Raw genomic sequence first — 26,164 nt, forward strand, 5'->3', positions numbered from 1 at the left:
TATATCAAATATTCGAACGAGTTTTATATCAATTACTCGAACGAGATGTTTTTCTGCTCTCCGTTAGTCAAACTGATTGTCACTTGTCTCTTATCTTCTGATACGTTGACGGACTGCACCGGGTTCAGTTCTTTTTTAGAAAAGCCTTTCTTTCCGTTTCCTTTCTTCCACAACTGGAGTGTCACGTAGATTTTGTCACCGGACAACCGGTCGGAAACCATATTCAATGCACATTTAGTACTGACAGGATGTAATCCTTCCGGATATACCGTATATACTTTCTCCCAACCTGCCAATGGTATCATCGCCAATTCATACTCTCCATTAGAAATCACCGGAATCTCCTTCTTATTCACCTTGCAATGTGTTTCCTTCAGTTCCGTGTTCAAGCGAGGCAATGAGTAATGCCCCAGACAAATCTCTGTCGGTTCCGAAACGGATACTTTATCCACCCGCAGAATTCCATCCGGTAGAGGAATATCCGCCAACTGATATTTCACGCAACTATCCGTTTCGAGCACAGCATCACGACGATAAATACCATTCTCGAAGCTTTTGAAAGTATACAGCCGCAACACTTCCCATTCTCCTTTCTTATTCTTTGTTCCATAATTCATGGAAATTTCTCCGTTCTTTCCGTCTGCCATCCAGGGGAATTCCGTATGATAAGCCAATTTGTTATAGTTCTCCGTACTACGGAACTTCTGCCAGTCTTTTGCCACCGTCTCATGACACCATGAGCGCATTTCAGAGCCACCGCAATTCGGATAATTGGTTATCAACAAGTTTGTTGCCGGTTGGAACTTATTATACACCTTTCCTTTTTCCAGTTCTTTCTCCCAAGGACCGTTGTTTTCTGTAGCCGACCAATATTTGGAACTTTCCGGCAACAACAGACTAAGGAAAGCCTTTCCGCACCAATACACACTTCCCCGACAACTATAAATCTGAACAGCAGGAGCAAAAGGACCGTAAAAGCCCATAGTCGGAATACCCTCTTCCAGAAATTCAGGACTTTCCAAAAACTGCATCAACGTAGCAGAGGCAATTCTTCTCATCCATCCGTAATTTACATCACCGGTCGCGTCATATTCATATAAGGATAAAGGAGCGGTTGCAGCAAAACGATAGCAAATGCTTCTCCCCCACATATTCATTCGCCCGTCACGACTAAACATGAATGGATAATTGCCAACCATATCATGCTGGTTTTTCAAGAACTGCGCTGCGTATTGAGGATATTGTTTCTTTCCGAACATTTCCGCCCAGACAGGTCCGTAAGTCTGATAAGCCCATGCACTATAATAATCGTATGCCGGAGCATCATTGTACCAACCTTCACCCCGGTATCGAGCCAGAAGTTTCTCCAGATTCGACTCCAGATAGCTGTCATTCACAACATATCCCTGGTCTTTCAGAAAACTCAAAATAAATACATTGAAAAACATCCAGTTGGAACCGATAGTAGGTCCTTCTCCATAACTCAACATGGTAGCAGCCAACGCATCTTTCTGTTCTTTTGTCAGAGGATTCCATAACACTTCCTGTGCCGCTTTCATAGAGATTGCCAACGAGCCCAGTTCCAGTAATGTCTGACTGGGTCCCCCCTTACGATGCGGAATAAAGCTCCGGCTTTCCGGATTAGATATATTTATCAGTTGATGGCGATAATAATCCGTCACCTTTATCCCGTTCATTTCCAGTTCGGGATTATCTTTCAAAAGGGGGGCAGCAACGAACAAGGTACGTGCAAGTCCTTCCAGTTTTGCTACCGGAATCTGCTCTTCATTTCGCGGATATGTCTTTTCCAGCTGTTTCGGGAAATACATCTGGTCGTCCAGTGTATGTATATAATCGAATGCGCCTTTTAACAGATATTCGCCCGCTTGAATCCAGTGCCGACGTGTCATACCCGTATAAGGGCTTTTTTGATAGTCCGGTTGCCGAACAGTGAATATATTCTCTTGTGCAATAACGACAGAAATTCCTGCTGACAAAATTAAGAACGATAATAGTAACGCGAGTTTTGCTTTCATGGCAGCTATATGTTTATAATGTTAGATTCATCGCAAAAGTAAAGCTTTATAAACAGAACTCCGTCCAATAACCGTTCATTTAAATCCAATTTTAAGTCAAAATATCGTTTCTAGCATCAATTGAACGATAATCAGCCCTCTTTGACGGATATACATCCTTTTTTCCAGAAAAGACCATTTATCTTTGCAATACAATAATTAAACCAATACATTGAACATGAAACATTTGCATTTCAAACTCTTCCTATTCTGCTTATGCCTCATCGGGACAATACAAATGACAGCGCAAAACAGAAAATCGCATAATCCGATATTACCCAGTTTCCATGCTGATCCTGAAATATTATATTCACAGCAGACGAAGCATTACTATATCTATCCCACAAGCGATGGATTTCCCGGTTGGGGCGGGAGTTATTTCAAAGTCTTTTCATCGAAGAATCTGAAATCATGGAAAGAGGAGAAAGTCATTTTAGACATGAACAAAGATGTATCATGGGCGAATGGCAATGCATGGGCACCTTGCATCGAAGAAAAGAAAATAAACGGAAAATATAAATACTTCTTTTATTATAGCGCAAATCCTGTCACCAACAAAGGCAAGCAAATAGGAGTAGCCACGGCAAATTCCCCTTTAGGCCCATTCACCGATTCGGGGAAACCAATTATCACTTCTTCTCCCGTAGGGCGGGGACAGCAAATTGATGTGGACGTATTTACCGACCCTATATCAGGTAAAAGTTATCTCTATTGGGGGAACGGCTATATGGCAGGAGCCGAACTCAATGACGACATGATGTCTGTCAAAGAAGAAACCATCACGGTGATGACTCCCAAAGGCGGGACTTTAGAAACGTATGCATTCCGGGAAGCTCCTTATGTATTCTTCAGAAAAGGAGTTTATTATTTCTTATGGTCTGTGGATGACACAGGTTCCCCAAATTATCATGTAGCTTACGGTACAAGCGACTCTCCATTAGGACCTATCCAAGTTGCCAAAGAACCGATTATCCTGATCCAATCTCCTAAAGAAGAAGTTTATGGTCCGGCACATTGCTCGGTTCTTCAAATTCCTAACAAGAAAGACAGGTGGATTATCGTCTATCACCGTATTAATAAGGAGTATCTGAAACATGGACCGGGATGGCACCGAGAAGTGTGCATGGATTGGATGGAATTTAATGAAGACGGAACAATCAGACAGGTAGTTCCTACACCCTAATCCCGTTATTTAGCTTTATGGTAAAAGGAATAGGGGGATTTGGCCCAAAACGCGGGGAAGATTCAGTCAAATTTTAAATGAATAAATCTTCTCCCGTATCTGACAAAAGCACAAGACGGCGTTTCCATAGATATTCCTTTTATTTGCAAAGTTAAAATCATCATACTATATTAATCCTAAAATAATATCAGATGAAAAATGTTCTGACTATCGCATTACTTATTTCTACCAATATGGTAGGGAATGCGCAACTTAATCATGGTTATCCGATAGACCCGGTATCCTTCACTTCCGTGACAGTGACAGACAGTTTTTGGGGACAACGCCTCAAAGCAAGCCGTGAAGTGACCATACCTCTGGCATTCAGCAAATGTGAAGAAACCGGAAGATATGAGAATTTCGTGAAAGCAGCCCATCCAAGCGATACATACAAAGTGGAAGGACTCTCCTTTGACGACACGGATGTCTACAAAACCATCGAGGGAGCCAGTTACTCGTTGCAGACTTACCCGGACAAGAAATTGCAAAAGTACATTGACAGCGTACTTGTGATCGTTGCTGCTGCACAAGAACCGGACGGATATCTATATACTGCCCGTACGATGAATCCCAAACACCCGCATAATTGGGCGGGAAAAGAACGTTGGGTAGCCGTGGAAAACCTTAGTCACGAATTTTACAACTTAGGACACATGATAGAAGGTGCGGTTGCACATTATCAAGCTACGGGAAAACGTAATTTTCTTGATATTGCTATCAAATATGCTGACTGCGTCTGCCGGGAAATCGGAGACGGAGCACAACAGAAAAAGCTGGTTCCCGGACATCAAATAGCAGAAATGGCACTGGTTAAACTGTATCTCGTGACAGGTGACAAGAAATATCTCGACCAAGCCAAGTTCTTTTTGGATGCGCGCGGATATACCAGTCGGAAAGATGCCTATAGCCAAGCGCACAAACCGGTTGTAGAACAAGATGAAGCTGTCGGGCACGCAGTCCGTGCCGCCTATATGTATTCCGGCATGGCAGATGTGGCGGCCATTACAGGTGATAGTAGCTATATCAAAGCCATTGACAAGATTTGGGATAACATCGTCTCCAAGAAGATCTACGTCACAGGCGGCATCGGCGCACGACACGCCGGAGAAGCTTTTGGCAACAATTACGAACTCCCTAATTCTTCTGCCTATTGTGAAACCTGCGCAGCCATCGGTAACGTATATATGAACTATCGCCTTTTCCTGCTGCACGGCGATGCGAAGTATTTCGATGTATTGGAACGTACATTATATAATGGCTTAATTTCCGGAGTATCATTGGACGGTGGTTCCTTCTTCTATCCTAATCCGCTGGCTTCCAATGGTAAATATAGTCGCAAGCCGTGGTTCGGTTGCGCCTGTTGCCCTTCCAATGTCAGCCGTTTCATCCCGTCACTTCCCGGCTATGTGTATGCAGTCAAAGACAATCAGGTATATGTCAATCTATATCTTTCCAACAAAGCCGAATTGATAGTCAATAAGAAGAAAGTCGTGTTGGAGCAGGAAACAGGATATCCCTGGAATGGCGACATCCGTGTAAAAGTGGCACAAGGCAATCAAGAGTTTGCCCTGAAGCTCCGTATCCCGGGATGGGTACGCAACGAAGTTCTTCCAAGCGGCTTGTATAGCTATGCAGACAATCAGAAGCCGACTTATCGAATAATCGTGAACGGACAAGAGACTGCAAACACGCTAAATAACGGTTATTTAAGTATTGAACGCAAATGGAAAAAGGGAGATGTGGTGAAAATTCATTTTGATATGCTTCCCCGTATCGTAAAGGCAAATGAGAAGGTAGTTGATGACAAAGGGAGAGTCTCCGTCGAACGTGGACCGATTGTATATTGTGCAGAATGGCCGGACAACAAATGCAATGTACATACCGTACTTTTAAATCAGCATCCCCAATTTAAGGTCGTTGAGAAACCGGAACTTCTCTATGGTATCAGCCAACTAAAAACTGACGCGCAGGCTTTAAGTTACGACAAGAACGGTAAATTAATCACCAAAGATACAGAACTTACACTTATTCCTTATTATGCCTGGGCTCACCGTGGCGAAGGCGATATGAAAGTATGGCTACCGATTGACGTAAGTGCCGCTTCCGCACTCCCGCAGGAAGTTCAGAAATGGGAAGATAACGGATTCTTCAAGAACTAAAGACTACAAACCAGACATGAATATAACTCCATTCTGTCAAGTACCTTTGCTTATGCACGGTACTTGACAGAATCAAACAAAATGTCGAACTATGACTACAACAAGAAGAAACTTTTTGAAAAAGGCCTGTATAAGTGGAATTTGCCTTTGTGGATTCAGTACCATACTTGGAAGTGAAACATTCACACCAAAGACTCCCTCAAGTGAAACACCCAATAAGAACGAAATAATGTTCCTAAAGTGGATCACTGAATTATTGGAGAATCTGGAGAATAGCCATTTGACAGAGGCACAGTTGCGCCAAATTGTCAAATCATCATCCATCGCGCACCATCACAATCTGGAAATGGACACTATGTTAACTCCCTTCAAAGGCCATCTGGATAACTTTATTGAATTTATAGAAGAAAAATGGGGGTGGAAAGTCAGTTATGAAGACAGTAACAAGCAAGTGCTTATTGTTGACGAGGACAAGCCATTTTGTGTATGTCCATTATTACAAAAAGAGAAGGAAAAGAAGTTCCCGGCCTTATGTTATTGTTCGGAAGGATTTGCTGAAAGAATGTTCACTATCGTATGCAACCATCCTGTAAATGCAACTGTCATTTCTTCTATCCAGCGGGGAAATAACAAATGTATCTACAGGATAGTACTCAATCCATAACCTTATACCCTTTCCCCAATAAGATGCTTTATCGGTAAATGTACTTTGTTATTGCGTTTTCATTTTCTTTTGATACTCACTTGGCGTAATGCCAAACACTTCTTTAAATGAAGTCGTAAAATGCTTGTGATCACTATATCCCAGCGCCATGACCACTTCGGCGATAGTAACCGTTTTATTCTCCAACATCCGGCAGGCATGTCTCATCTTGATATCTTTGATAAAATCCAACGGTGTCTGTCCGGTCATCGCTTTTATCTTTCTCGACAAAGTAGAACGTGACACATTCAGTTTATCCGCCAACATCACGACATCGAGTTTAGGGTCGGACATGTGTTCCTCTACGATTCTTAAAGCTTTCTCTATAAGCTGTTCATCCGACGAAACAAAACCAATATCCGATATCGAACCGGCCTTCGCTTGAACTTTACTGATTTCCGGTCGTATCTGCATACGTTCCCTTTCTACCAGCATCCGGTTATTTTCCTGTTTGATCCGCTGAAGATAGAGATGCAGCATGGTCCATAAAATACCAATAGCAATGAGGACATATAATGTATATGCCCACCATGTCTCATAAAAAGCAGGTAAACGATGAATGGTAAATTCCGTCACTTTATCGCTCCATAATCCATTCTTATCAGTAGCTTTTACTTGAAACACATACTCTCCCTTACTCAAATTGGTGTAGAAGGCCGAGTTTCTACCTTCCTCCAAATATACCCAGTCATTATCGACGCTTCCCAATCGATAAGCATAACGCACCTGCTGCAAATGATGGTAATCAAGAGAAGAAAAATTAATTTCCAGGCTTTGGTCATCGGGATTCATACGAACGGACTGCCTCAATGGATTTTCCTTCCTGTCGTTATCCCAAATGCTCTTTCCCTTTATCTTAATATCTGTAATATAAGTAGTCACTTGTTCCGGAATACTTTCGAGCTGTTGAGAGGAAGGAATAGAAATAATACCGGAGATCCCTCCGAAATAGAGTTCCCCTTTCCTGTCATAATAAGAGGCATGTGATAATAAACGATTCAATAAAAAATCAGAAGTACCGGTACGGTAACTTCTATAAGCGCCATTCTTTGGATTATATTCTCTCACAGCCTGATTCGTTACAATCCATACATGATTATAGTTGTCCACAATCACATTATTAATGATATTCCCCTTCATGCCGCAAGCAATGCTATGCTCCGCAGTTTCTTTGCGCCCGGCATCATACATCAATATTTCTCCTTCGCTTGTCCCCAACCATAGTTTGCCGTCGGTCGTTGCATCCATACAAGTGAAGTCCTTTTCCAAAGGAAACAATTCCGTATATTTATCCTGTCCTACTCTATATATTCCTTTTCCCCTGACTGCCGCCCATATCCGTCCGTCACTCGTCTGCGTAATCCCCGACACATTTCCAAGTTCATCGGATATGACTTCAAGCGTTCCGGTCGGTATATGATATACATATAGACCGGTCGTGGTACCCACCCACAAATTCTTTGCCGAATCCTCGAAGAAAGAAGATGTCTCTCCCGGATTTCCGGTTACCTCACCGATTTGTATGCAGAGTTCCTCCTTCATTTCCATATTTTCCTGACTTAGTCCGTAAATGACAGAACCATAAGGCATAGCCCATACCATACCCGGAACATGAGAAGGAATCAGGTTGCGCACTTCCCACAAAGGAAGATTCTTAGTTCCCCCGTTTCTTAAATAATACCCCATCCGGTCAGTTCCCGCATCATAGACATACAAGCCATAACGTTCTTGCGAAAACCAGAACACTCCTTTACTATCCATACACAATGAGATGATAGCCGGATTTGCCTTTATCTGTTCTCTTAAAGCCGGTAAAGTATATTTCTTTATAAAATGCTTACGAATATCAATAATGAAACTCTCCATATCAAAAGCCGACACCCACAATTTTCCGTCCCTGTCTTTATAGATTTCATAAAGCATCTTATTGCCAGGAATAAGGAATGAAGAGGTATCCACCTGTTCGAGCATCTTATCTTCTGTGATGCAAAATGCGAAAAGGTCTTTTTTGGTAGTAACCCATAAATAATGGTAGATGTCGTCCTGTACCATGTGATAGGTGTCTCCCGTGGTTTCGCCTGTCACGTCCACAGGAAGCGGTTGCGGAGTATATGCGCGTTCCGGAGATGGTGCCTCCGGATTAAAACGGACAATACCCTTTCCCCAAGTCCCCAGCCAATAACATTGATGTGTTTCGTCCCAGATGATTTTCTCAATATCCCGATATTCTTCATTATGGAAATAAGGTTCGAAACTATCTGTCGCCTTATTCAGTTTATACATTCCGCCCTGTGTAATGGATATCAGCAGATTATCCTTTTTATCTTCATAAACAGTATAAACAAACTGTGGAGAACGGTTGTACGTCATCGGATACCGTTTGACCATTTCCCCATTAGCCTTGTATCTGAATAAAGCCCCGGCCACGCTTACCCAAATCGTGCCATCCTTGGTTACATTAATAGAGAACACATTTTTGTCTGACAGTTCTTCCATATTGACAGGAGTAATCCGGTATGTTGCCTTATCCAGCATGTAAGCCCCTTTGAATGTTCCGAACCAGATATGTTTCTCATGGTCTTCATTAATGTAAGTGATGTAATTATCCTTCAGCAGTCCGTAATGAAACAGGTCGGAACGGAACACACGGACATCATATCCATCATCCCGGCATAACCCATTAAAAGTGCCATACCATATATAGCCATCGCTATCCTGAAATATGCGGTGAATAGCCTTGACCGGCAATTTCTCCAGTGAGGGAATATCCTTCACCACAATTTCCTGCGCGCAAGTGATACTCATGAAGCAAGTCCGAAGTAATAAGAAGAGGAATATATAGTTCAGTCGTGAAAAATAATAGATATGTCTGGTGTTCATAGTCTGATTCTTTAATATTTGATACGGCAAATATATCAAAAAAGCTTCAACCTTGGTGCAAGGTTGAAGCTTTTCTCTATTAATGACTAATACCTATTGAAAGTTACCTATTTCTTATACTGCCAAATACCATAAGTAAACATATCCGCATTTTTCAGCGGTTTCTGTCCATCCGGGCGGAACCACTGCCCGATATTTACAAACGGTGTGAGAACCACTTCCACATCACTCCCCTTATACAGGGCTTTTGTCCGATAGACAGGTCCCAATATGTTGGAATAAGGTTTGTCCATAATCGTAGGCTTTGCATCTACATCCACCTGAATATCCCTTTCCATATTTACATCATCATTACAAAGCTGTTTATTCCACACCATATCCAGGCAATAAACCACAGGGCCGCGTAAGAAAGCGTATGGTATTTTATCGGTCGGTTCTTCCCTATACATAATCTCTCCTCTAGGCAGCGTGTAAGTGGTATATTTACTATGATGTTCGCGCATCACCCACTTTTCCACCATAGGAAAAACGATGCAGACTTTGTCTCCCTTCACCCATTTCCGGGATATTTTCAGATAAGTACCGGGCTGTACGCCTGCCATTTTCTCTCCATTCACAGAAACTTGCGGTTTCTCGCACCAACTGGGAATACGCAGATTCAGCACTCTGTCTGCAACCCTTTCCGACGTGACGGTCAATTCCATATTTTCCACTTCCGGATAGTTGCCGGAGATTTCAAATGAGAAAGCCTTTCCCGCATATTGGGAAGGAACATACTGGTTCACATAAAATTCTTTTCCTTTTTCCGCATACATGAAAGTGGGCAACATGGAAATGATGCGATGTCCGCTTGCCGTGCAACAGTCGGGACCATGAAAATAGCCATGAGGTTTTGAACCGTTCGGTGCGGTATGATAACGGCATGAACCGGTTTCACAATCTTGCGCGGCAAAAACGTGATTAATCATCAAACGTTCCATTGCGTCTGCATACTTGGACTCTCCGGTCAGTTCCAGCAGCATTTGTGTCAGTTGCATCCATGACATAGTAGCGCACGTTTCAACCACATGACCCGAAATTGGTTTCACATAATCGTGTTCATAATGCTCGGCTACACTGACACCACCGGTGATATACATCTGACGCTTGTGAATGTCATCCCATGCTCCGGCAACTTTGCGGAACAGCGACTTGTCTCCTGTGATACGATATAGACGAAGAAAACCCATAAAATTCATCTGGAAGGTATGCGAATGTACGTATGGTTGGAGTTTGTCTACTCCCAATGTACCATCGGCCACAGAATCCAACCGTGAGAAAGCATCCCAACCGCTCCATTTATCAATGTTGCTGACTACCCATTCACTCCACTCCAGGTATTTTTTCTTTCCTGTAAGTTCATACAGCCGTGCGACAGGGTCGCAGAGCAATGTCCCTTCCCATGAATAGTGTACTCCGTGTCCTGCAAAATCCGACAAGGCATCCACTTGTTTATGTTTGTTCTCCGGATCTCTCAAGTCAGACGGCCAGAATTCCAATTTGCCGGGTCCGAAGTATTTCAGATAATAATCCGCCAGTTTTTCAACAGCTGCTAAAGCATCCTTATCTCCAGTTTGCTCATACACCGTAATAAAAGCATGGAAAACAAAGTAGAGTTCATAAGCGTCCATACCCCTGACTGGTCTCTTGTCCGAACGATAACTTCTGGCAGTAGCACCCAGATAACCATTCTCTTCCTGTGATTCAACAATGCGTTTGAGTACGGCACGGGCTTTCGACATCAATTCACTGTCACCGCTCTGAATGGCAGACAAATAAGCGGATTCGAGCCATTTCCCATGTTGCTCGGCTTTCGTCCAGTCCCATGTTGTATGTTGGCGTTCCACGATAAAATCAACATATTTGTCTATAGGGAAATTCTTCAGGTAAACGTCACGATTCAGTTTCATACGTTCTCCATAGAAGCCGGTTACATTTTTAACCAAAGAAACAGGAACCGGGTTTTCCAGTGCCGCTACTTTATCATGGTTGCGGGCAGCAAGAGAGTGAGTAGCCGTCGAAACAGCTAATAAGATTGTTAGAAAGCTTTTTAATTTCATAAGTGATATTCTAAAATAGTTATATAATTCAGACAAAAGAACATAAGAACAAAAAATAAAATAGCAGTTCAATAAGCAACAGAAATAAGTTTCAAAGCGCAGCCTTTATGTTCTTTTGTTCTTATGTCTAAAAATAAATGATCATTTCACATAGTCCGGATTCTGCGTCAGTTCCGGATTAGCAATCAAGGTAGATTCCGGTATCGGGAATACCTTCCTGTAGTCTCCCATAGGCTTATGTGACAGCCAGCTTTTCTTTGTGAAAAGTCCGAACCGTATCATATCCCTGCGCGTATGCCCTTCCCAAGCAAATTCCCAACAAAGTTCATCAAACATACGTCCGAATTGTACCGGAGTCTGGTCTCCCGGTTCCGCAACATTATAATCTTCGACATACCCCCATTGGTAGGCAGAGTTTTCTTTCAGTTGTTCGTCCGTCACCGTAGCTTTGTCGGGCGTACTCTTAAAGTTTCTCTGACGAACCTGCGTCACGAGTGCTCCGGCTCCGGGTTTGCCGGTACGTAGTAAGCACTCCGCTTTCATCAACAGCACTTCGGAATAACGGATGAGAGGAATATCCGTATCGCAACTCCACTCCGACCCGGCAGCTACTTCATACTTATTCATGCGGTAACCAGCCATTTCACTCGTAAAGTTTCCGTCAGGAAGCTCTTTGGTAAAAACAAGAGGCTCGCCCGCCATATCGTAAACGCCATACAAAGGATTCCCTTCCGCGTCAAACTGCTGTCCCATCAGCCACGAATCTTCCAAACGTGTATCACCTGCCTGATAGGTATTGATAAACTGTGTAATCCCCTTCGGGCCACCAGCCATATTGGGGGCGGCATTGAGCAGATATTTCTTCTGTAATTCACTATGCCAGGAATTCATAAACAGGTAATTCCCGGTTATCCCACGGCTATAATCGTAAACAATAGTAAACATGACTTCTTTCGAACCTTCTACTCCGCTTGCACGGAACGAATCTTTGTAGTCAGGAGACAAGTCACACTTATTCTCCGTGATTATGTCATTGCATTGTGTAATACATTCCTCCCAACGGGGAGTGCCTGTATATACCTCCGCATTCAAATATACATTTGCCAATATCGCTTTTCCCGCCCACTTATTGAGTTTTCCGTAAGTACTTGCATCCTGTTCCTCCGCCAAATCGGGAATAGCTTCGCCCAGTTCTTTCACAATAAAGTCATAAACTTGCGCACGCGCAGTCTTTCCCGGCAATTCCTGCGACATGGTAGTAACCAAAGGAATATCACCGAAATTATCCATCAGAATCCAGTAATAATAAGCGCGAAGAGTTCTTAATTCTGATATTCCCTGCTGCTTCTTTTCGGGCGAAGGCGAGGGAATAATATCTTTTTCCAGACGTTCAATAGCCCCGTTACATAAAATCACTCCTTTAAAGTAGTTGTTCCAAAGACTGGAAATCTGTCCCAGTTCGGAATTCCAGTTATGAAAATGCAGGCGTTTATAAATACCACCGTCATCCCAACCGGTAGAATTCGGCGGAGTCACCACACAACAACCCGTCAGCTCTTGGGTTTGCCAATAGCCACCTACAAAATCGCCGTGCAACGGTTCGTATGCACCTGCTATATTAGGAATAAAGTCATTGACCGAGTAACTATAAGTCTGTTCAGTCACACCTGAATATACCACTTCGTCCAAGTCATTGCAACCGGAAACACATACGGTCAGTGCCATCCATAAGATATGTATATTTTTCTTTTTCATATAAGTCATTTTTTATTAGAGTTAGAAATTCAGGTTAACGCCGATTGAAAACGTACGGGCAGAAGGATATCGGTACATATTGTCCACACCGGGAGTCAGTCCGGTCACGTTCACCTCCGGGTCGATGCCGGAATATTTGGTAATGGTAGCCAGATTAGATATACTTCCGTAAACACGCACCCCTTTAATCCATTTGTTTTCTTTGATAACCGGGGTGTACCCGATAGTCAGATTGTCTATTTTCCAGTAATCGCCATCCTGCACATAATAACTTACATACTGTAATTCCTGATCGGCAGCCAACGGACGTTTGCCATAAACATTGTCAAATGCTTTTTCCATCACATTTCCCAACCCTAATGACACGGGAGCCGCATAATTCATTTCAGGCATATTCAGTATCTGGAAACCAAAAGCTCCACGCATAGTGATTGACAAATCAAACTGTTTATATCTAAAAGTATTATTCCAGTTTAAATACCAGTCAGGAAGTCTGTTGCCAAGCACTTTCTTATCATCCGCCTGTTGCTCCGCAATCGGTTTCGGTTTTCCGTCGGCCCCTTCGATAATCCAGTGACCGTTTTCGTCAATGTCTATGCTCTTATAGCCCCAGAAATTACCGATAGCCATACCTTCCTGCACACGATGAGTCTTCTGCTGAATGGGGGCGTATGTATCTCCCAAGTCAGTATAACCGTTGGAAGAGTACTTGCCGTTGGACAAAGACACCAGTTCATTGGTGTTTGTAGAGAAGTTGATTCCCGTATCCCAAGTGAAAGATTTCGTTTTTACGGGAATGAAATTCAAGGATACTTCCAATCCTCTGTTCCGGATAGAGCCGGCATTGGCAGTTATCGTATTTTTCACATAAGGAGGAACCGATACTGTATAATCCCAAATCAAATCGTCCGTATCCCGGTTATACCAGTCGATACTTCCTGAAATCCGGTCATTGAAGAATGCAAAATCAAGGCCGATATTCGTTTCTTTCTTCTTTTCCCAGCGCAGGTCGGGATTCGGATTGGAGGATGCACGGAGCAAAGTAGTCCACTGTCCTCCATAATAACCATATCCGCCCAAGTCAAGCGTATTTAAAGACAGATAAGGATTCCCGGGGATCGTTCCGGTTATTCCGTAACCGGCTCTTAACTTTAAAAAACTCAAGAAGTTTACATTCTTCAAGAATGATTCTTCTTTCAAATTCCAACCAATAGATACGGCAGGGAATGTTCCCCATTTGTGATCTGCCCCAAACTTGGAAGAACCTTCATGACGGATGCTTGCTGACAAATAATATTTACCCTGATAATTATAATTGATTCTTCCGAAGTATCCTACGAGTTTGTATTCTTCCTGATAAGTTTTCTCTGTAGCCTTTCCATCTTTCAAAGCTGTACCGGCTGCCATATTATTATAGGAGTAGTCATCTGTCGGGAAATTATAATTATCCATGAAAGCTTCCTGGTTGTTATTCTTGTTCCAGCTATAACCGGCTAATGCGTTCAGGCTGTGTCCCCCCTTGAAAGCTTTGTTATATTGGATCGTGAATTCTGTCATATCCGCCTGATTCTTATGTGTTTCACGGGACGCGTAACCATTTTTATTCTGAATAGTGGTAGAGCGGTGATTCTTTGTTTCATAATAGCCGGAGAATTTGTTATAGACTTCTCTGGAAAGCAACCATTTGATATCCAGCCCCTCAATCGGAGTAACCGTAACAGTGGCGTGCATCCGTAGATTGGTCGCATCGTTTTTCCCTTGTGTCTCATTCAGCAACGCAAGCGGATTATAGTATAAATCACGTGCAACTTCCGTCCATTTACCGTTTTCATCTTTTATCGGTTCTGTCGGATTGTAAATCAAGGCACTCTGATATACATTGGTATTATAAGGAATACCGTAACTTTGCTGGTACCCGCTCAACCCCGCGTCTATCTTCAACCTGTTATCAAACATCCGGTGCGTTACGTTCAGACGCGGAAATATAGTCTCCACTTTAGAGCGTTTGACAAGTCCTTCGTTAGAGGTATAGTCAAAACTGGCTATGTAATTAGTGTTCTTCGAGCCACCACGCAAATTGATACTATAAGTCTGATTAAAAGGAGTCTGCATTATTTCGTCCAGCCAGTCCGTCTTACTGCCATAATCAGCGGCTCCGGTATATCCTTCCTTCACCTTCTCCAAGTACTGGTCTGCCGACATCATCGGAAGTTTCTTTGCAATCTTCTGAAAGGAGACATAAGAATTCACTTCTATCGTGGGCTTCATCTCTCCCTTACTGGTTTTAGTGGTAATCAGAATAACACCGTTCGTACCTCGTGTACCGTAAATAGCCGCTGCCGACCCGTCTTTCAAGACGTCTATCTGCTCAATGTCATTAGGAGATACTGAATTCAATTCTCCCGGAACTCCGTCAATCAATATCAACGGGCTCGTTCCCGACTTCAGGGTAGTAGAACCGCGCAGAACGATTTCGGAAGTGGAAAGAGGATTCGCATCGGGATTAATAACGGATAAACCGGCTACTTTACCTTTTATCAGTCCGGCAGCATCGGGAGTGGTTACCTGAACGAAGTTTTCCGCTTTCACACTCATAACCGAGCTGGTCAATTCTTCTTTACGTTGAGTGCCATAGCCGATAACCACGACTTCATCCAACGTTTTCGTATCTTCTTTAAGTACGACTTTCAATGATGTTTTTCCGTTCATCGGGATTTCTTGCGTGATATAACCGATGAAAGAGATAACAAGTGTACCTTTCGACGTTCCGTTAAGGATAAAGTTACCGTCCAGATCCGTTATAGTGCCGTTGGATGTACCTTTCAGCATGACACTGGCCCCAATCACCGGCTCTCCGCTTTCTGTTACGACCTGCCCTTTCAGCGCAACAGTCTGCATAGTTATCTGTACCTCACTTACATCTGCAAAAGATGATGACGGATAAGCTGTACAAAGAGCTGAAATCATCATCATAGAAAAGATTCTTTTCTTAGACAAGTTCTTTAAATGATAGTTTTTCATGAAATCAAGTTTAAAATCAACAATTTCTTTACTTCTGAAAAGGATGACGGCCGCTCATCTCTTTGCAACAAAGAAAAGCAAATTCTAAATTAATACATTCATAGATATGTTCCAATAAACGGGGAATAATGAAGCAGAGGGATTTTGATTCATTATTCCCCGTTATTTGAATCATTACTCCCCAGAGTATTCGCTATTTCTAGAAATCTCCTCAAACACCTATTTCTCAATTTTACAAGAACAGCCTTCACCTTTCACAATGCCCTGTTCATCGGCATTAGTGGGTGAAGGCTGTACTTTCACCCGTCTTTCACCCATCGGTTTCCTAATCCTACATGGCACTTCTCTATCTATGCTTCTGAAGACATACCTGACCTGCTTCCTTATCCATTACTAACTACCCTCTCTTTCATTAATAACAAACTTTCTTTTGATTATAGGTAAACTTCCTATTACCAGTATGTAAACTTGTTTTTCATTAAATGCAATCTATAATTGCAAGTTGCGTTTATAAAAACAAAAGCTTTGATTATATAAATGCAAGTTTCATTTATATAATCAAAGCTTACATTTATAGTTTTCTTATAATGCAAAGAAAGTTTAGGTCCTATACAAAGGAAGTTTATCCCTTATAGAAAAAAAGTTTTCCTATAATAGTCCGGAAGCCATCTATTAATACTTCTCCTGCCAACTATAGATAAAAGATTTAGCAGACTAGACAAGCTGTAAAAGCCCGGATAGAAAGGTGAAAGGAAAGTGAAAGCCTGCCCTTCACCCGCTAATGCCGATGAATAGGGCATTGTGAAAGGTGAAGGGTATTTTCTTGAATTTCCATAAGATCCCGCAACGATTCAAAACGGAACTTTCCGGGAACTATCGTTTCAAATAAGTCTTCTAAAACGAATGTACTCTTCCTTCAACAATGACAAATCTATACAGAGAGAAATTATCAATCAGCCATTATCTTCACATCAGGCGACGGAACACGGAACCAATACTCCACCCATCGTTTTTCTTTATCGGGCATTGAGAACGATAACTTAATCAGATTGTCGTGGAGACGTTCAACACTAATTTCATTCTCTGTTCCCGGAACGAAAACAGGATCGGACGATTTTCCCAATATCTCGACATACACGCTGTCTGAAGGCAAACGATACTCTCCCTGGGAAAATATAATGGCATTCGATTTCGCATCCCTGCCACGTGTCATGATGTTTATAAATGTTTTATCGGCAGAAATTACTTTTAAGACCGGTAATAATGCAATCCGAAAATCATGTGCACCGGGCTGCACAAGACAGCTTTGCCATACTCCCTCCAGACTCTTATTAGTGACTTCCTGACCGCTAGGGACAGTAAGTTCTGGAATATTCATATTCGGAGTATTGCCATTTTGCTTTTTCGACAGGCTGAACATTACAGGAATAGTGAAACGCACTTTGACAGCCTTGCCATCCGCCATTCCGGGTGACCATTTAGGCATTGTTTTCACCACGCGCAAAGCCTCTTCATCCAACAGGGGATCAACTCCTCTCACTACCTTTCCCTGTCCCGGCGTTCCATCTTCCATCACTACGAACTGGATAATCACCCGACCGGAAACTCCTTTCTTCTGGGCTTCGACAGGGTATTTTACGTTAGTTGCCAAGTATTTCATCATGGCTTGCATGCCTCCCGGAAACTTCGGCATCTCATCGGGAATTAAATAAACTCCCTCACTATCTATTCTGGGGACTGACTCTTTCTGTGCAAACAATGGCAAACACAGAAACAACACTATGAAAAGACTTACTAGTTTTGTATGCATGGTTTTCCGTTTTAAGGTTGAACAATAAACGAAGATAACATCTTTACGCTAAAAGACCAACAAAAAAATCGTTTATTTTCCTCATACACAGCAGTTATTTATTGCACAATAAATACTGTTGCCACCAAGCCACAAGTAAATAACAAATAAAAATGTGAGTTCGGGATAAGGGTATTTATCCCGAACTCACATCCAAAAGAAATATCATCTAGTTGTTCACCAATACAACACCTCCCTGTGGAAGGATTTCCAGTTGCACTTTTCCGCTTTCTTTTACTTTCAACGTCACAAGTTGAGGTTCTCCTTTTTTATCATCCTTATACAGAGAAACGGTTTTTCCGGCAAACATATCTAAATCCAGTTTCAACTTTACGATTTCTTTCCCGGCATTCACAGCAGCCAGATACCAGGTGTCACCGTGGCGACGTGCCAAGACTACATATTTCCCCGGATATCCGTCAATGAAACGTGTTTCATCCCACGTGGTAGGAACCGTTTTCATATAGTCCACACAAACAGGGGAAACATCTTTCAGGTTGTTGGGAGCAAGCGCAAAATTCTGTACCGGATTCTGGAATAATACGGTAGTGGCTAATTGAAATATATCAGTAGTACGGCGGGTAGTTCCTCCGTCATTGTTGCGATTCAGCCGTTTGTTCAGGAAACAACCACCGAATTCCATGCAACCCACCGCGTTGCGGATAAACGGATGCAGACAGGCATTGAAAGCCTCTTCATCACAGAAGTGCTGGCCGAAAACCATATTTTCGGAGGCCAGTACAGCCTCGCTGCCTACATAGTTCGGGTACATACGTTCCCATCCGCGAGGGATGGTGCAACCGTGGAAGATTACCATCAGACCGTGGTCGTCAGCATCACTCAAAATATCTTCATACAGGCGCATCGTTTCCTGCTTGTCGCCACCAAAGAAATCAACTTTGATTCCTTTCACTCCAAGACTTTGCAACCATTTCATTTCACGTTTGCGGATAATAGCATTGTCCATGTGATTCACCGGCCCCTGCTCAATATCATTCCAATAGCCGGAAGAGCTATACCATAAGAAGAGTTCAACTCCTTTGCTTCGTGCGTATTCTATCAAAGATTTCATGCGGTCACGGCCGATGTTCGTATCCCACCAGTTATCGATCAAGGCATACTCATACCCCATTGCAGCTGCAAAATCAATATAGCGCACCTGATCGTCATAGTTAATACTACCATCCTGCCAGAGAATCCAGCTCCATGTGCCGCGTCCGAAACGGTAGTCATGCTTCGTTTCATAAAGAGGACGTACGACATCCCAGATAACGGTTGTTTCCACAATCGGTTTCAAGGTTTCGCCAACAGTTATGGTACGCCAGGGAGTAGCACCGGGAAGGGCAAACGCCGGAGCAGAAGTTCCGTTACCGTTATTTTCTGCTGCCATCGGGAAAGCAACCGTATACAGATTACCTTCGCTTACATCGCTCAAACGAGAACCGCAATAACGACTGTCTACACCTGTTTCGCTGACTAATACCCAACCATCGTCACCGATACGGAACAGACAAGGGAACGTGTAGCCATGCCCGTACTGCGAACGGTCACTCATGGGAGCATCTGCCTTATACTCTTCCTCATAACTGGGTTTGGTACGCTTCCAACCTATCATGGCATCGCTTTGCGGACATAAGAAAGTAGTTGTTTGTTGCGGAAAGCGAAAGCCGGTTTCTTCGGCAGTTACCGTTACACTTCCTTTTCCATCCTGACGCGGAAGAGTATAGCGAAAAGCTACATCGTGATTGCTGACACGAAAGACTACATCTATTTTCTGCCCTTTCGAATTCTCAAAATTACAAATCAGTTCGTTTGCCTGATAATGCACTTTGGAGGTTTTAATACGATCCTGATGATAGACAGTGTCAATCGGAGTAACAGCGTGTCCTGTCAGTTTCATTCCTTTTACAAAGTCACCGATATTCGTATTCATACCCAAAGGAGATTTCTCCAACATTGTCTTTCCATTGTAGGTAATCGAATAACTTGGCTTTTCGGCTGGAGAAGCAGATACAACCAATTGCAGTTTTTCATCCGGCCCTTTCACTACCACTTCCTGTGCTATCAGAGAAGTCAGACAGCAACTAGCCAGCAGGGTACTTATTATCTTCTTCATATTATTTATGTCGTTATTATCTTCACTTTTTTCTGTTATTTCTCATTTGCCTTCTTTATGCGGATCACCGTAAAAGAATAGGCAGGTAATTGATAGTCAAACTTTTCTGCTACTTCCATTGTGTCTTCAACAGGTAGCGGGGTATCGGCCGGTTTGCCGGTCAGTACGGTTCTTTTTGCAGAAGACTGTATAGCACCGATTCCGGAAAGGTCGACATTCGTATTCACCTCTACGGGAAGTAAATTGACCAGCTTCACAATCACGTCGCCACTTGCCGAGTCACGGACAATAGAAGCGGCAATGCGTTTCCGCACTTGATCATCTCTATTATCAAGAGTGATCTTTGACGGCAAATATTCGTTTCCGGCATTCTGTCCGTAGAGTTTCTGAACATAGTAGCCGGTGGTAGGTTTCACTTCCCGGTTATTGAAGTAAATCAAATCCGGATTCCACTGGGTATGTCCTTCTTTTGCGAGAAGAGGGGCATAGGAAGTCATGTGTACAACATCTCCATTACGTTCCAAGGCAGCAAGATAAAGAGCTTCTGTCAGTGCTGTTTCGATATTCGCCTTTCGTCCCGGTATGTGAGTTGCATATTCGCCCAAGTATACTTTTGTCTTTTTCGAACGATCGTATTTGTCGTAGAAATCCTGGTTGTTCAGGAACCATCCCGGAGTCTGGTAATAATGTTCGTCGACCATCGGAATACCCAGTTTGTCCGCCAGCTTCCATCCTTCCACGTAGTCTGTACCCTCATTGAACGGTCCCACTGTACCGACAACAATCATTTCAGGATATTTTTCTTTGATGGCATTGAAGATCATTGTGAAGCGTTCTTCGAAGATATCAGTGATAAGATCTTCATTTCCGATACCGATGTATTTCAGATTGAAAGGTTTCGGATGCCCGGCTTCGGCACGTACCTTTCCCCATTTGGTCTTCTTAGCGTCACCGTTTGCCCATTCTATCAGATCAAGAATATCCTGAATATAAGCTCCCATTTCGCTCATCGGGATACCACCTTGTTGTCCTCCTCTCAAGTCGCCGTGACAGGCAGAGTTCTGGCAAGGAACACCGGCCGCCAGCACTGGAAGCGGTTCCGCACCAATATCTTCGCAAAACTGGAAATATTCAAAATAACCCAATCCCATGCTTTGATGGTATCCCCAAAGGTTACGCTGTGCTTTTCTTGTTTCCAACGGACCTACTGTATTTTTCCATTGATAAATGTTTTTCAAGCCATCACCATGAGCCACACAGCCACCGGGGAAACGGATGAAACGGGGATGAATATCAGCCAACACTTGAGCCAGATCTTTGCGAAGCCCGTTCTTACGTCCTTTAAATGTATTCTGCGGGAATAGGGAAATCATGTCCAGATTCAATTCACCAACAGATTGAGGGATGATTTCGAGATGAGTGTCCGCAGTAGCTTTAGCAGTTATTACCGCTTTATATGTTTTCCATTGACGGGAAGACACTGTTAGAGAAGTCTCTCCACACACATTTCCTTTTCCATCTACCAGACGAACCTGCAATTTATTTGATTTAGCCTGCGGAACCCGGGCGAAGATGGAAAAATCATATTTCTCTCCGGTGTTCAGTGCGATTCCATCAAAACCTGTATTTTCTAATGCAGCTCCCGGTTGTTCTACATTCAGCACGGCATAATGTGGGTTATTGATATGAATAGGGTCGGTAGTATCAATAGTGAAAGTCGTTTTCTCTCCTTTCAGTGCCCAGGAATGAGTGCTGTTCCAGTTCTTATCTCCTTCCCTGTCCGAAGGGTCGTACTCGAAGTCGCGGTTTTGGATAAGTTCTGCATAGAGTCCTCCGTCTGCCGAATAATTGATGTCTTCAAAAAAAGCGCCCAGCAATACATCACTAATGGCTTTTGCGCCTTCCGGTTGTACAGTGACCGTTGCTTTTACAGGCTTCAAACCGGCAAAACGTTCTCCATCCTGTATCGGACGTTCTCCATGTAATGAGTTCCGATATTGATTCCAGCCATAATTTTTATCCAATCCATCCACCAAGGTCCAAACTACCCGGTTGATATTTCCTTTCTGCTCTTCTCCGGCAACAATAGCTTTCACTCTCACTCCGTCAAAATCCGGCGTAGTACGGGGATATTTCTGACTGGTCCAGTTGATTAAATCCTTGGAAGTAGCTTGGCCGTATCCATCATGGTCATTCAGTTTCCAGGTACAAATCCATTCGCCATCGGACGATTGTTTCAAATAAGGATCGAGCATTTTCTTCTGTGATCCCCAGCGGCTATAATCGCACCGGAGATATCCGTAGTTCCGGCCAATTTCAAACCAATTTTCTTTATCTGTACTCCAGGCAAAACGGAGTCCGCTGCGTCCGTCGTCTCCGGAAGTTGCAAAAGAAAACAGATAAACCGAATCGGGTGTACTCGTCATTTCTTTGATTGCAGCTAAAGTGAGCTGCTGGAACGACAAAAACAAGACAACTAAAAGGAGGAATAATTTTCTCATGGTATATATTGCATTAAGATTATCAATCGCAAAGTTAAGATTTTCATCATTCTAACAAGCGTGTTTCATATAATAATTGGTAATTATACACTTAAAAATATATAAGAAACAAGTAAACAAGAGTAAAATATACACTTTTCCCCATATCGTATACTGTTTTCCTGGATTACAACTAGTTGAATCCATCTTATCAGAATAACTCAAAAGAAAACAAAAGGATGGGAATACTCACTGGGAAGCGAAGATTACCCGCCTGAAAAACAATTGGTTTAACAAATCAGGGACAGGTATTTTTCTCCTGTCCCACGAGATATTTTAGTTCAGAAACCTTCGGGTTTACCATAGACCTTGAAGAGGCGTTTCAACTCTTTTGGGGTAATCGGCATGACAGTGCCATGGCGCGGATGGAAATCCATACTGATAGCATGGTCAATCACTTTGAAATGTTCCAGATCGGAACTTTCGGTAAACTGGTATTTACCTTTCGTATATACATCATACATCAAAATATACTTATCGGAACCAACCAGCGGGAAAATACCCGAACCTTCTACCGGATCCTTCGTCTGCTGTTTATAGTCATCCGATTCTGTCCATTGGCCGGAGGTTAGAGAGGAGGTAGTGGCCTTTTTAATTCCATTTCCATTCCCTTCCGTTTTGTAGAACAAATGATAGAGTCCATCTTTGTAAATAATGTCGCCGTCAATACATGATTTTTTGTTTTCCGGAAGAAACAGTGGCTTCGGTTCTCCTTCTATATCGGTAAAATCTTTGTTGGCATAAGCATAATAAATGATATCGGGACCATTGCCATGTTGCATGGACCAGTAAACCATGTACTTTCCTGCTTCCCTATCATAAATAGTTTGTGGAGCCCACACACGTTTCAGATCCTCCTGATTGGGATATTTTTTCTGGATATTCACGATATTGGAAGTCCAGTGTACAAGGTCTTTTGATTTCAATAATATCATGGCACGGTTAGAACTCCATCCATTGCCGGACACCATATCTGTCACCACCATATAAAATGTCTTCCCATCTTCACAGCGCAAGATATGGGGATCACGTACTCCACCTGTTGAACTAATCACACGGGAATCAAGTACCGGCTGATTTCCATTCAAGGCTTTATAATTATATCCATCGAGGCTAACAGCCATCCGGACGGCTTCTTCACTCATGCGATTGCCGGTGAAGTAAACAAACAGGTAAGCAGATTGCTGGCAATACCCAGTCAACACTCCCACAAATAGGAATGCGAAAAGAATTATATTTTTCTTCATATTCATCATCATTTCAATGCTTTTTCATCCATTGTTTTATTCTTGTCCATTCACTGTTTAGTAGTTGAAATCAGCAGGTTTCACATATACACGATATTCCTTAATCATACCCGGATACCCTTTTTCGGCGCGGGGCAGATAGCGGAAACCGGTCACATTTTCCACTTTGCTCAAGTCAATTACCAATTGATGAGGATAAAGAACATTGTCCACTGTCATCCAGAAAGTGGATTCCTGCAAGTCGAATATTTTGTCAGCTGTACGGTTGCCACTACGTGTTTCTTCACTATCGGCATAACGAATCTTCCAATGTTCGCGGGATACCGGTTTACTATCAACTCCCAGGACATCAAACTCTGCTATAGCTGCGATGTTATCATTTGCTTGTGGAGAAAGTGCTTCCAGACAGAAATAACGTCCTTTCACCGGAGTGGCAAATCGCACTTCCTGCCAGCCGTTACCCGGAGTGAAAGCTCCTTCATGGACCACTTTCTCACCCGTCAGTTTCAGTTTTTCTCCATCCTTGCGGTGTGTTTCGGGAGCTTTTTCACGAAGCACATCGAGAATTGGTTTCTTCAAACCTTTGATGGAAGCCCGGGTAGGACCTTTCAAATCCAGAACGAGGATTTCATTCTCTCCTTCTTTCAGCCAGCACCCCGGCATAAAGAGAGTCTGCTGCGGACCGATTTCCCAGAAACGCCCCATTGCATGACCGTTCACCCAGACCATACCTTTTCCCCATGTACTCATATCCAGGAAAGTATCTCCTACTTTATCCAGTGTAAAGGTGCTCTTATAATAGGCAGGCATAGTCGGTAATATCTTTGTATCGCTATATTTCTTATCTTTTATAAAGGAATAATCTACCGGGAAGTTATATACAGTCCAGTTTTTCAATTCCTTAGTCTGGTTACCCGAAATAAGTTCCACCTTTTCAGTGATTCCTTTGCGGTCGTGGATGGATTTGTCAAAGTTAACACGTCCCATTGCTTCCACAAGAATATCCAGTTGTGTGCCTTTTTTCAGCGCGGGCAGGGTCGTTGTAAATTCTCCCTTACGACGGTCCAAGCGTGCCAGCAGTTTACCGTCGGCATATATCTGCGCCCAGTCGTGCACTTCCGTAATTTTCAAAGTGGTGCCTGCAAGAGTCGTTTCGGGCAATGTGGTGCGATACAGAATCGTTCCCCATCCCTGGTTGAATTGTTCCATCGGTTGAATATCCACCGTTTGTTTTGCCTCCGGCAGATTTGAGAAAAGCGGAGCCACTTTATGGAAGTGAAACTCGGGGATTTCAATAACAGGCAGAGCTGCGGGCACTGCGGGCAACGTCTCACCTGCCGGAAGATAGTTTTTCAACAAGTCACGAAGCAAGAAAAACTTGTCGGTCGTCCATCCGGGTTCGCTAATCGGAGCATCATAATCGTATGAGCTGCACATGGCAGAATAAGCCGGGTTGTTCGCACCTCCCCAATGTCCGAAAGTCGTTCCTCCGTGAGTCATATACAGACTGAAAGAGATGTTCCGGTCGAGCATATCCTTGATGCCCTGTACCATATCTTTTGCAGGACGTGTCTCATGTTTGCGTCCCCAGTGGTCGAACCATCCGCTCCAGAACTCGCTACACATCAACGGAGTTTCAGGACGAAGTTCTTTGAGTTTTTTAAATTGCTGGTCGATATTGGCACCTGTTCCAAAGTTCACCGTCCAAATCAGGTCATCGAGCGCGTTATTGGTGAAGTTACTGCTCCAGTCACATTGAAACAGAGGTACATCGGTAAAACCGGATTCACGAACCAGGTCGCGCACGGCAGAGACATAAGGTTTGTCGATTCCATAAGAACCGTATTCATTCTCTACCTGTACCATGATGATATTTCCCCCTTTATTCACTTGCAGCGGAGCCAGTTGCTTACCGACCTCTTTCATAAAGATGCCTACCCGTTCCATATAATAGGGATCGAGCGTACGCAAGGCTATATCTTTTTTCTTCAACAGCCACCAGGGAAGTCCCCCCATCTCCCACTCCGCACATACATACGGACCAGGACGGACAATGACATACATACCGTGTTTCTGTGCCGCACGGCAGAAAGTTGCAATATCATTCTGACCGGAAAAATCGAACTTTCCTTCTTCCTGTTCATGGATATTCCAGAAAATATAAATACAAATAGTATTCATGCCTAATGCCTTGCACATCTCAATGCGATGCTCCCAATAAGCTTGCGGGATGCGGGTGTAATGCAACTCGGCAGCCTTCACCACAAACGGTTTTCCATCCAGCAAGAATGTGTTCTTGCCTGCCTCAAACTTCCGTGCAGTAGTTTGCGCCTGTGCAGTACTAAAGAAAATAACTGTAAAAAGTACCAGTAAAGCAATCAATCTGTTTTTCATGGTTTATTCAAAAATAGAATTTTAATAGTATACGGCAAAGGTAGGCGATTCACCTAAAAAGAAGGGCATAATTATCATTCAAAAAGGGTTGGAAATAAAGCAAA

Annotated in this window: 13 protein-coding genes; 3 read left to right on the forward strand and 10 right to left on the reverse strand. The window is 43.1% G+C overall.

Annotated features, from left to right (window positions below):
• Window positions 1-32: 32 nt before the first annotated feature.
• Window positions 33-2,036 carry a DUF2264 domain-containing protein gene (locus BSCG_RS10225; RefSeq protein WP_008776453.1) on the reverse strand — a complete coding sequence of 668 codons (2,004 nt, stop codon included), beginning with the start codon at window positions 2,034-2,036 and terminating at the stop codon, window positions 33-35.
• A gap of 217 nt (window positions 2,037-2,253) precedes the next feature.
• On the opposite strand from BSCG_RS10225, the gene BSCG_RS10220 reads away from it, so the two are divergent.
• The 3 genes from BSCG_RS10220 (at window position 2,254) to BSCG_RS10210 (ending at window position 6,120) form a co-directional block, all read left to right on the forward strand.
• Window positions 2,254-3,258 carry a family 43 glycosylhydrolase gene (locus tag BSCG_RS10220; protein WP_032849592.1) on the forward strand — a complete coding sequence of 335 codons (1,005 nt, stop codon included), beginning with the start codon at window positions 2,254-2,256 and terminating at the stop codon, window positions 3,256-3,258.
• Window positions 3,259-3,449: 191 nt separating this feature from the next.
• Window positions 3,450-5,456, forward strand: coding sequence for a glycoside hydrolase family 127 protein (locus BSCG_RS10215; protein WP_008776455.1), 2,007 nt, complete (start codon window positions 3,450-3,452; stop codon window positions 5,454-5,456).
• A 91-nt stretch (window positions 5,457-5,547) separates the two neighbouring features.
• Window positions 5,548-6,120 (forward strand): hypothetical protein, encoded by a 573-nt coding sequence (locus tag BSCG_RS10210; protein WP_008776456.1) that lies wholly within the window; start codon window positions 5,548-5,550, stop codon window positions 6,118-6,120.
• Between the two features lie 48 nt (window positions 6,121-6,168).
• Here BSCG_RS10210 and BSCG_RS10205 read toward each other — a convergent pair whose 3' ends face one another.
• The 9 genes from BSCG_RS10205 to BSCG_RS10165 all read right to left on the reverse strand — a co-directional run bounded on the left by BSCG_RS10205 (window position 6,169) and on the right by BSCG_RS10165 (window position 26,060).
• Window positions 6,169-9,039 (reverse strand): two-component regulator propeller domain-containing protein, encoded by a 2,871-nt coding sequence (locus tag BSCG_RS10205; protein WP_050428046.1) that lies wholly within the window; start codon window positions 9,037-9,039, stop codon window positions 6,169-6,171.
• A 107-nt stretch (window positions 9,040-9,146) separates the two neighbouring features.
• Complete coding sequence (locus BSCG_RS10200; protein ID WP_008776458.1) at window positions 9,147-11,138, reverse strand: beta-L-arabinofuranosidase domain-containing protein; 1,992 nt, start codon at window positions 11,136-11,138, stop codon at window positions 9,147-9,149.
• A gap of 141 nt (window positions 11,139-11,279) precedes the next feature.
• Window positions 11,280-12,893, reverse strand: coding sequence for a RagB/SusD family nutrient uptake outer membrane protein (locus BSCG_RS10195; protein WP_008776459.1), 1,614 nt, complete (start codon window positions 12,891-12,893; stop codon window positions 11,280-11,282).
• A gap of 21 nt (window positions 12,894-12,914) precedes the next feature.
• Complete coding sequence (locus BSCG_RS10190) at window positions 12,915-15,914, reverse strand: SusC/RagA family TonB-linked outer membrane protein (protein ID WP_008776460.1); 3,000 nt, start codon at window positions 15,912-15,914, stop codon at window positions 12,915-12,917.
• Window positions 15,915-16,863: 949 nt separating this feature from the next.
• A complete protein-coding gene (locus BSCG_RS10185; RefSeq protein ID WP_008776461.1) occupies window positions 16,864-17,724 on the reverse strand; it encodes a TonB family protein in 861 nt (286 codons plus the stop codon).
• Window positions 17,725-17,932: 208 nt separating this feature from the next.
• Window positions 17,933-19,879 carry a glycoside hydrolase family 97 protein gene (locus BSCG_RS10180; protein WP_008776462.1) on the reverse strand — a complete coding sequence of 649 codons (1,947 nt, stop codon included), beginning with the start codon at window positions 19,877-19,879 and terminating at the stop codon, window positions 17,933-17,935.
• 35 nt (window positions 19,880-19,914) lie between these two features.
• Window positions 19,915-22,380: an alpha-L-arabinofuranosidase C-terminal domain-containing protein gene (locus BSCG_RS10175; RefSeq protein ID WP_008776463.1), complete on the reverse strand. Its 2,466-nt coding sequence runs from the start codon at window positions 22,378-22,380 to the stop codon at window positions 19,915-19,917.
• A 320-nt stretch (window positions 22,381-22,700) separates the two neighbouring features.
• Window positions 22,701-23,678 (reverse strand): glycoside hydrolase family 43 protein, encoded by a 978-nt coding sequence (locus BSCG_RS10170; RefSeq protein WP_032849593.1) that lies wholly within the window; start codon window positions 23,676-23,678, stop codon window positions 22,701-22,703.
• Window positions 23,679-23,723: 45 nt separating this feature from the next.
• Window positions 23,724-26,060 carry a beta-galactosidase gene (locus tag BSCG_RS10165; protein ID WP_008776465.1) on the reverse strand — a complete coding sequence of 779 codons (2,337 nt, stop codon included), beginning with the start codon at window positions 26,058-26,060 and terminating at the stop codon, window positions 23,724-23,726.
• Between the last annotated feature and the right edge of the window lie 104 nt (window positions 26,061-26,164).

Origin of the sequence: Bacteroides sp. 2_2_4 (genome assembly GCF_000157055.1) — a bacterium.
Lineage (GTDB): Bacteria > Bacteroidota > Bacteroidia > Bacteroidales > Bacteroidaceae > Bacteroides > Bacteroides ovatus.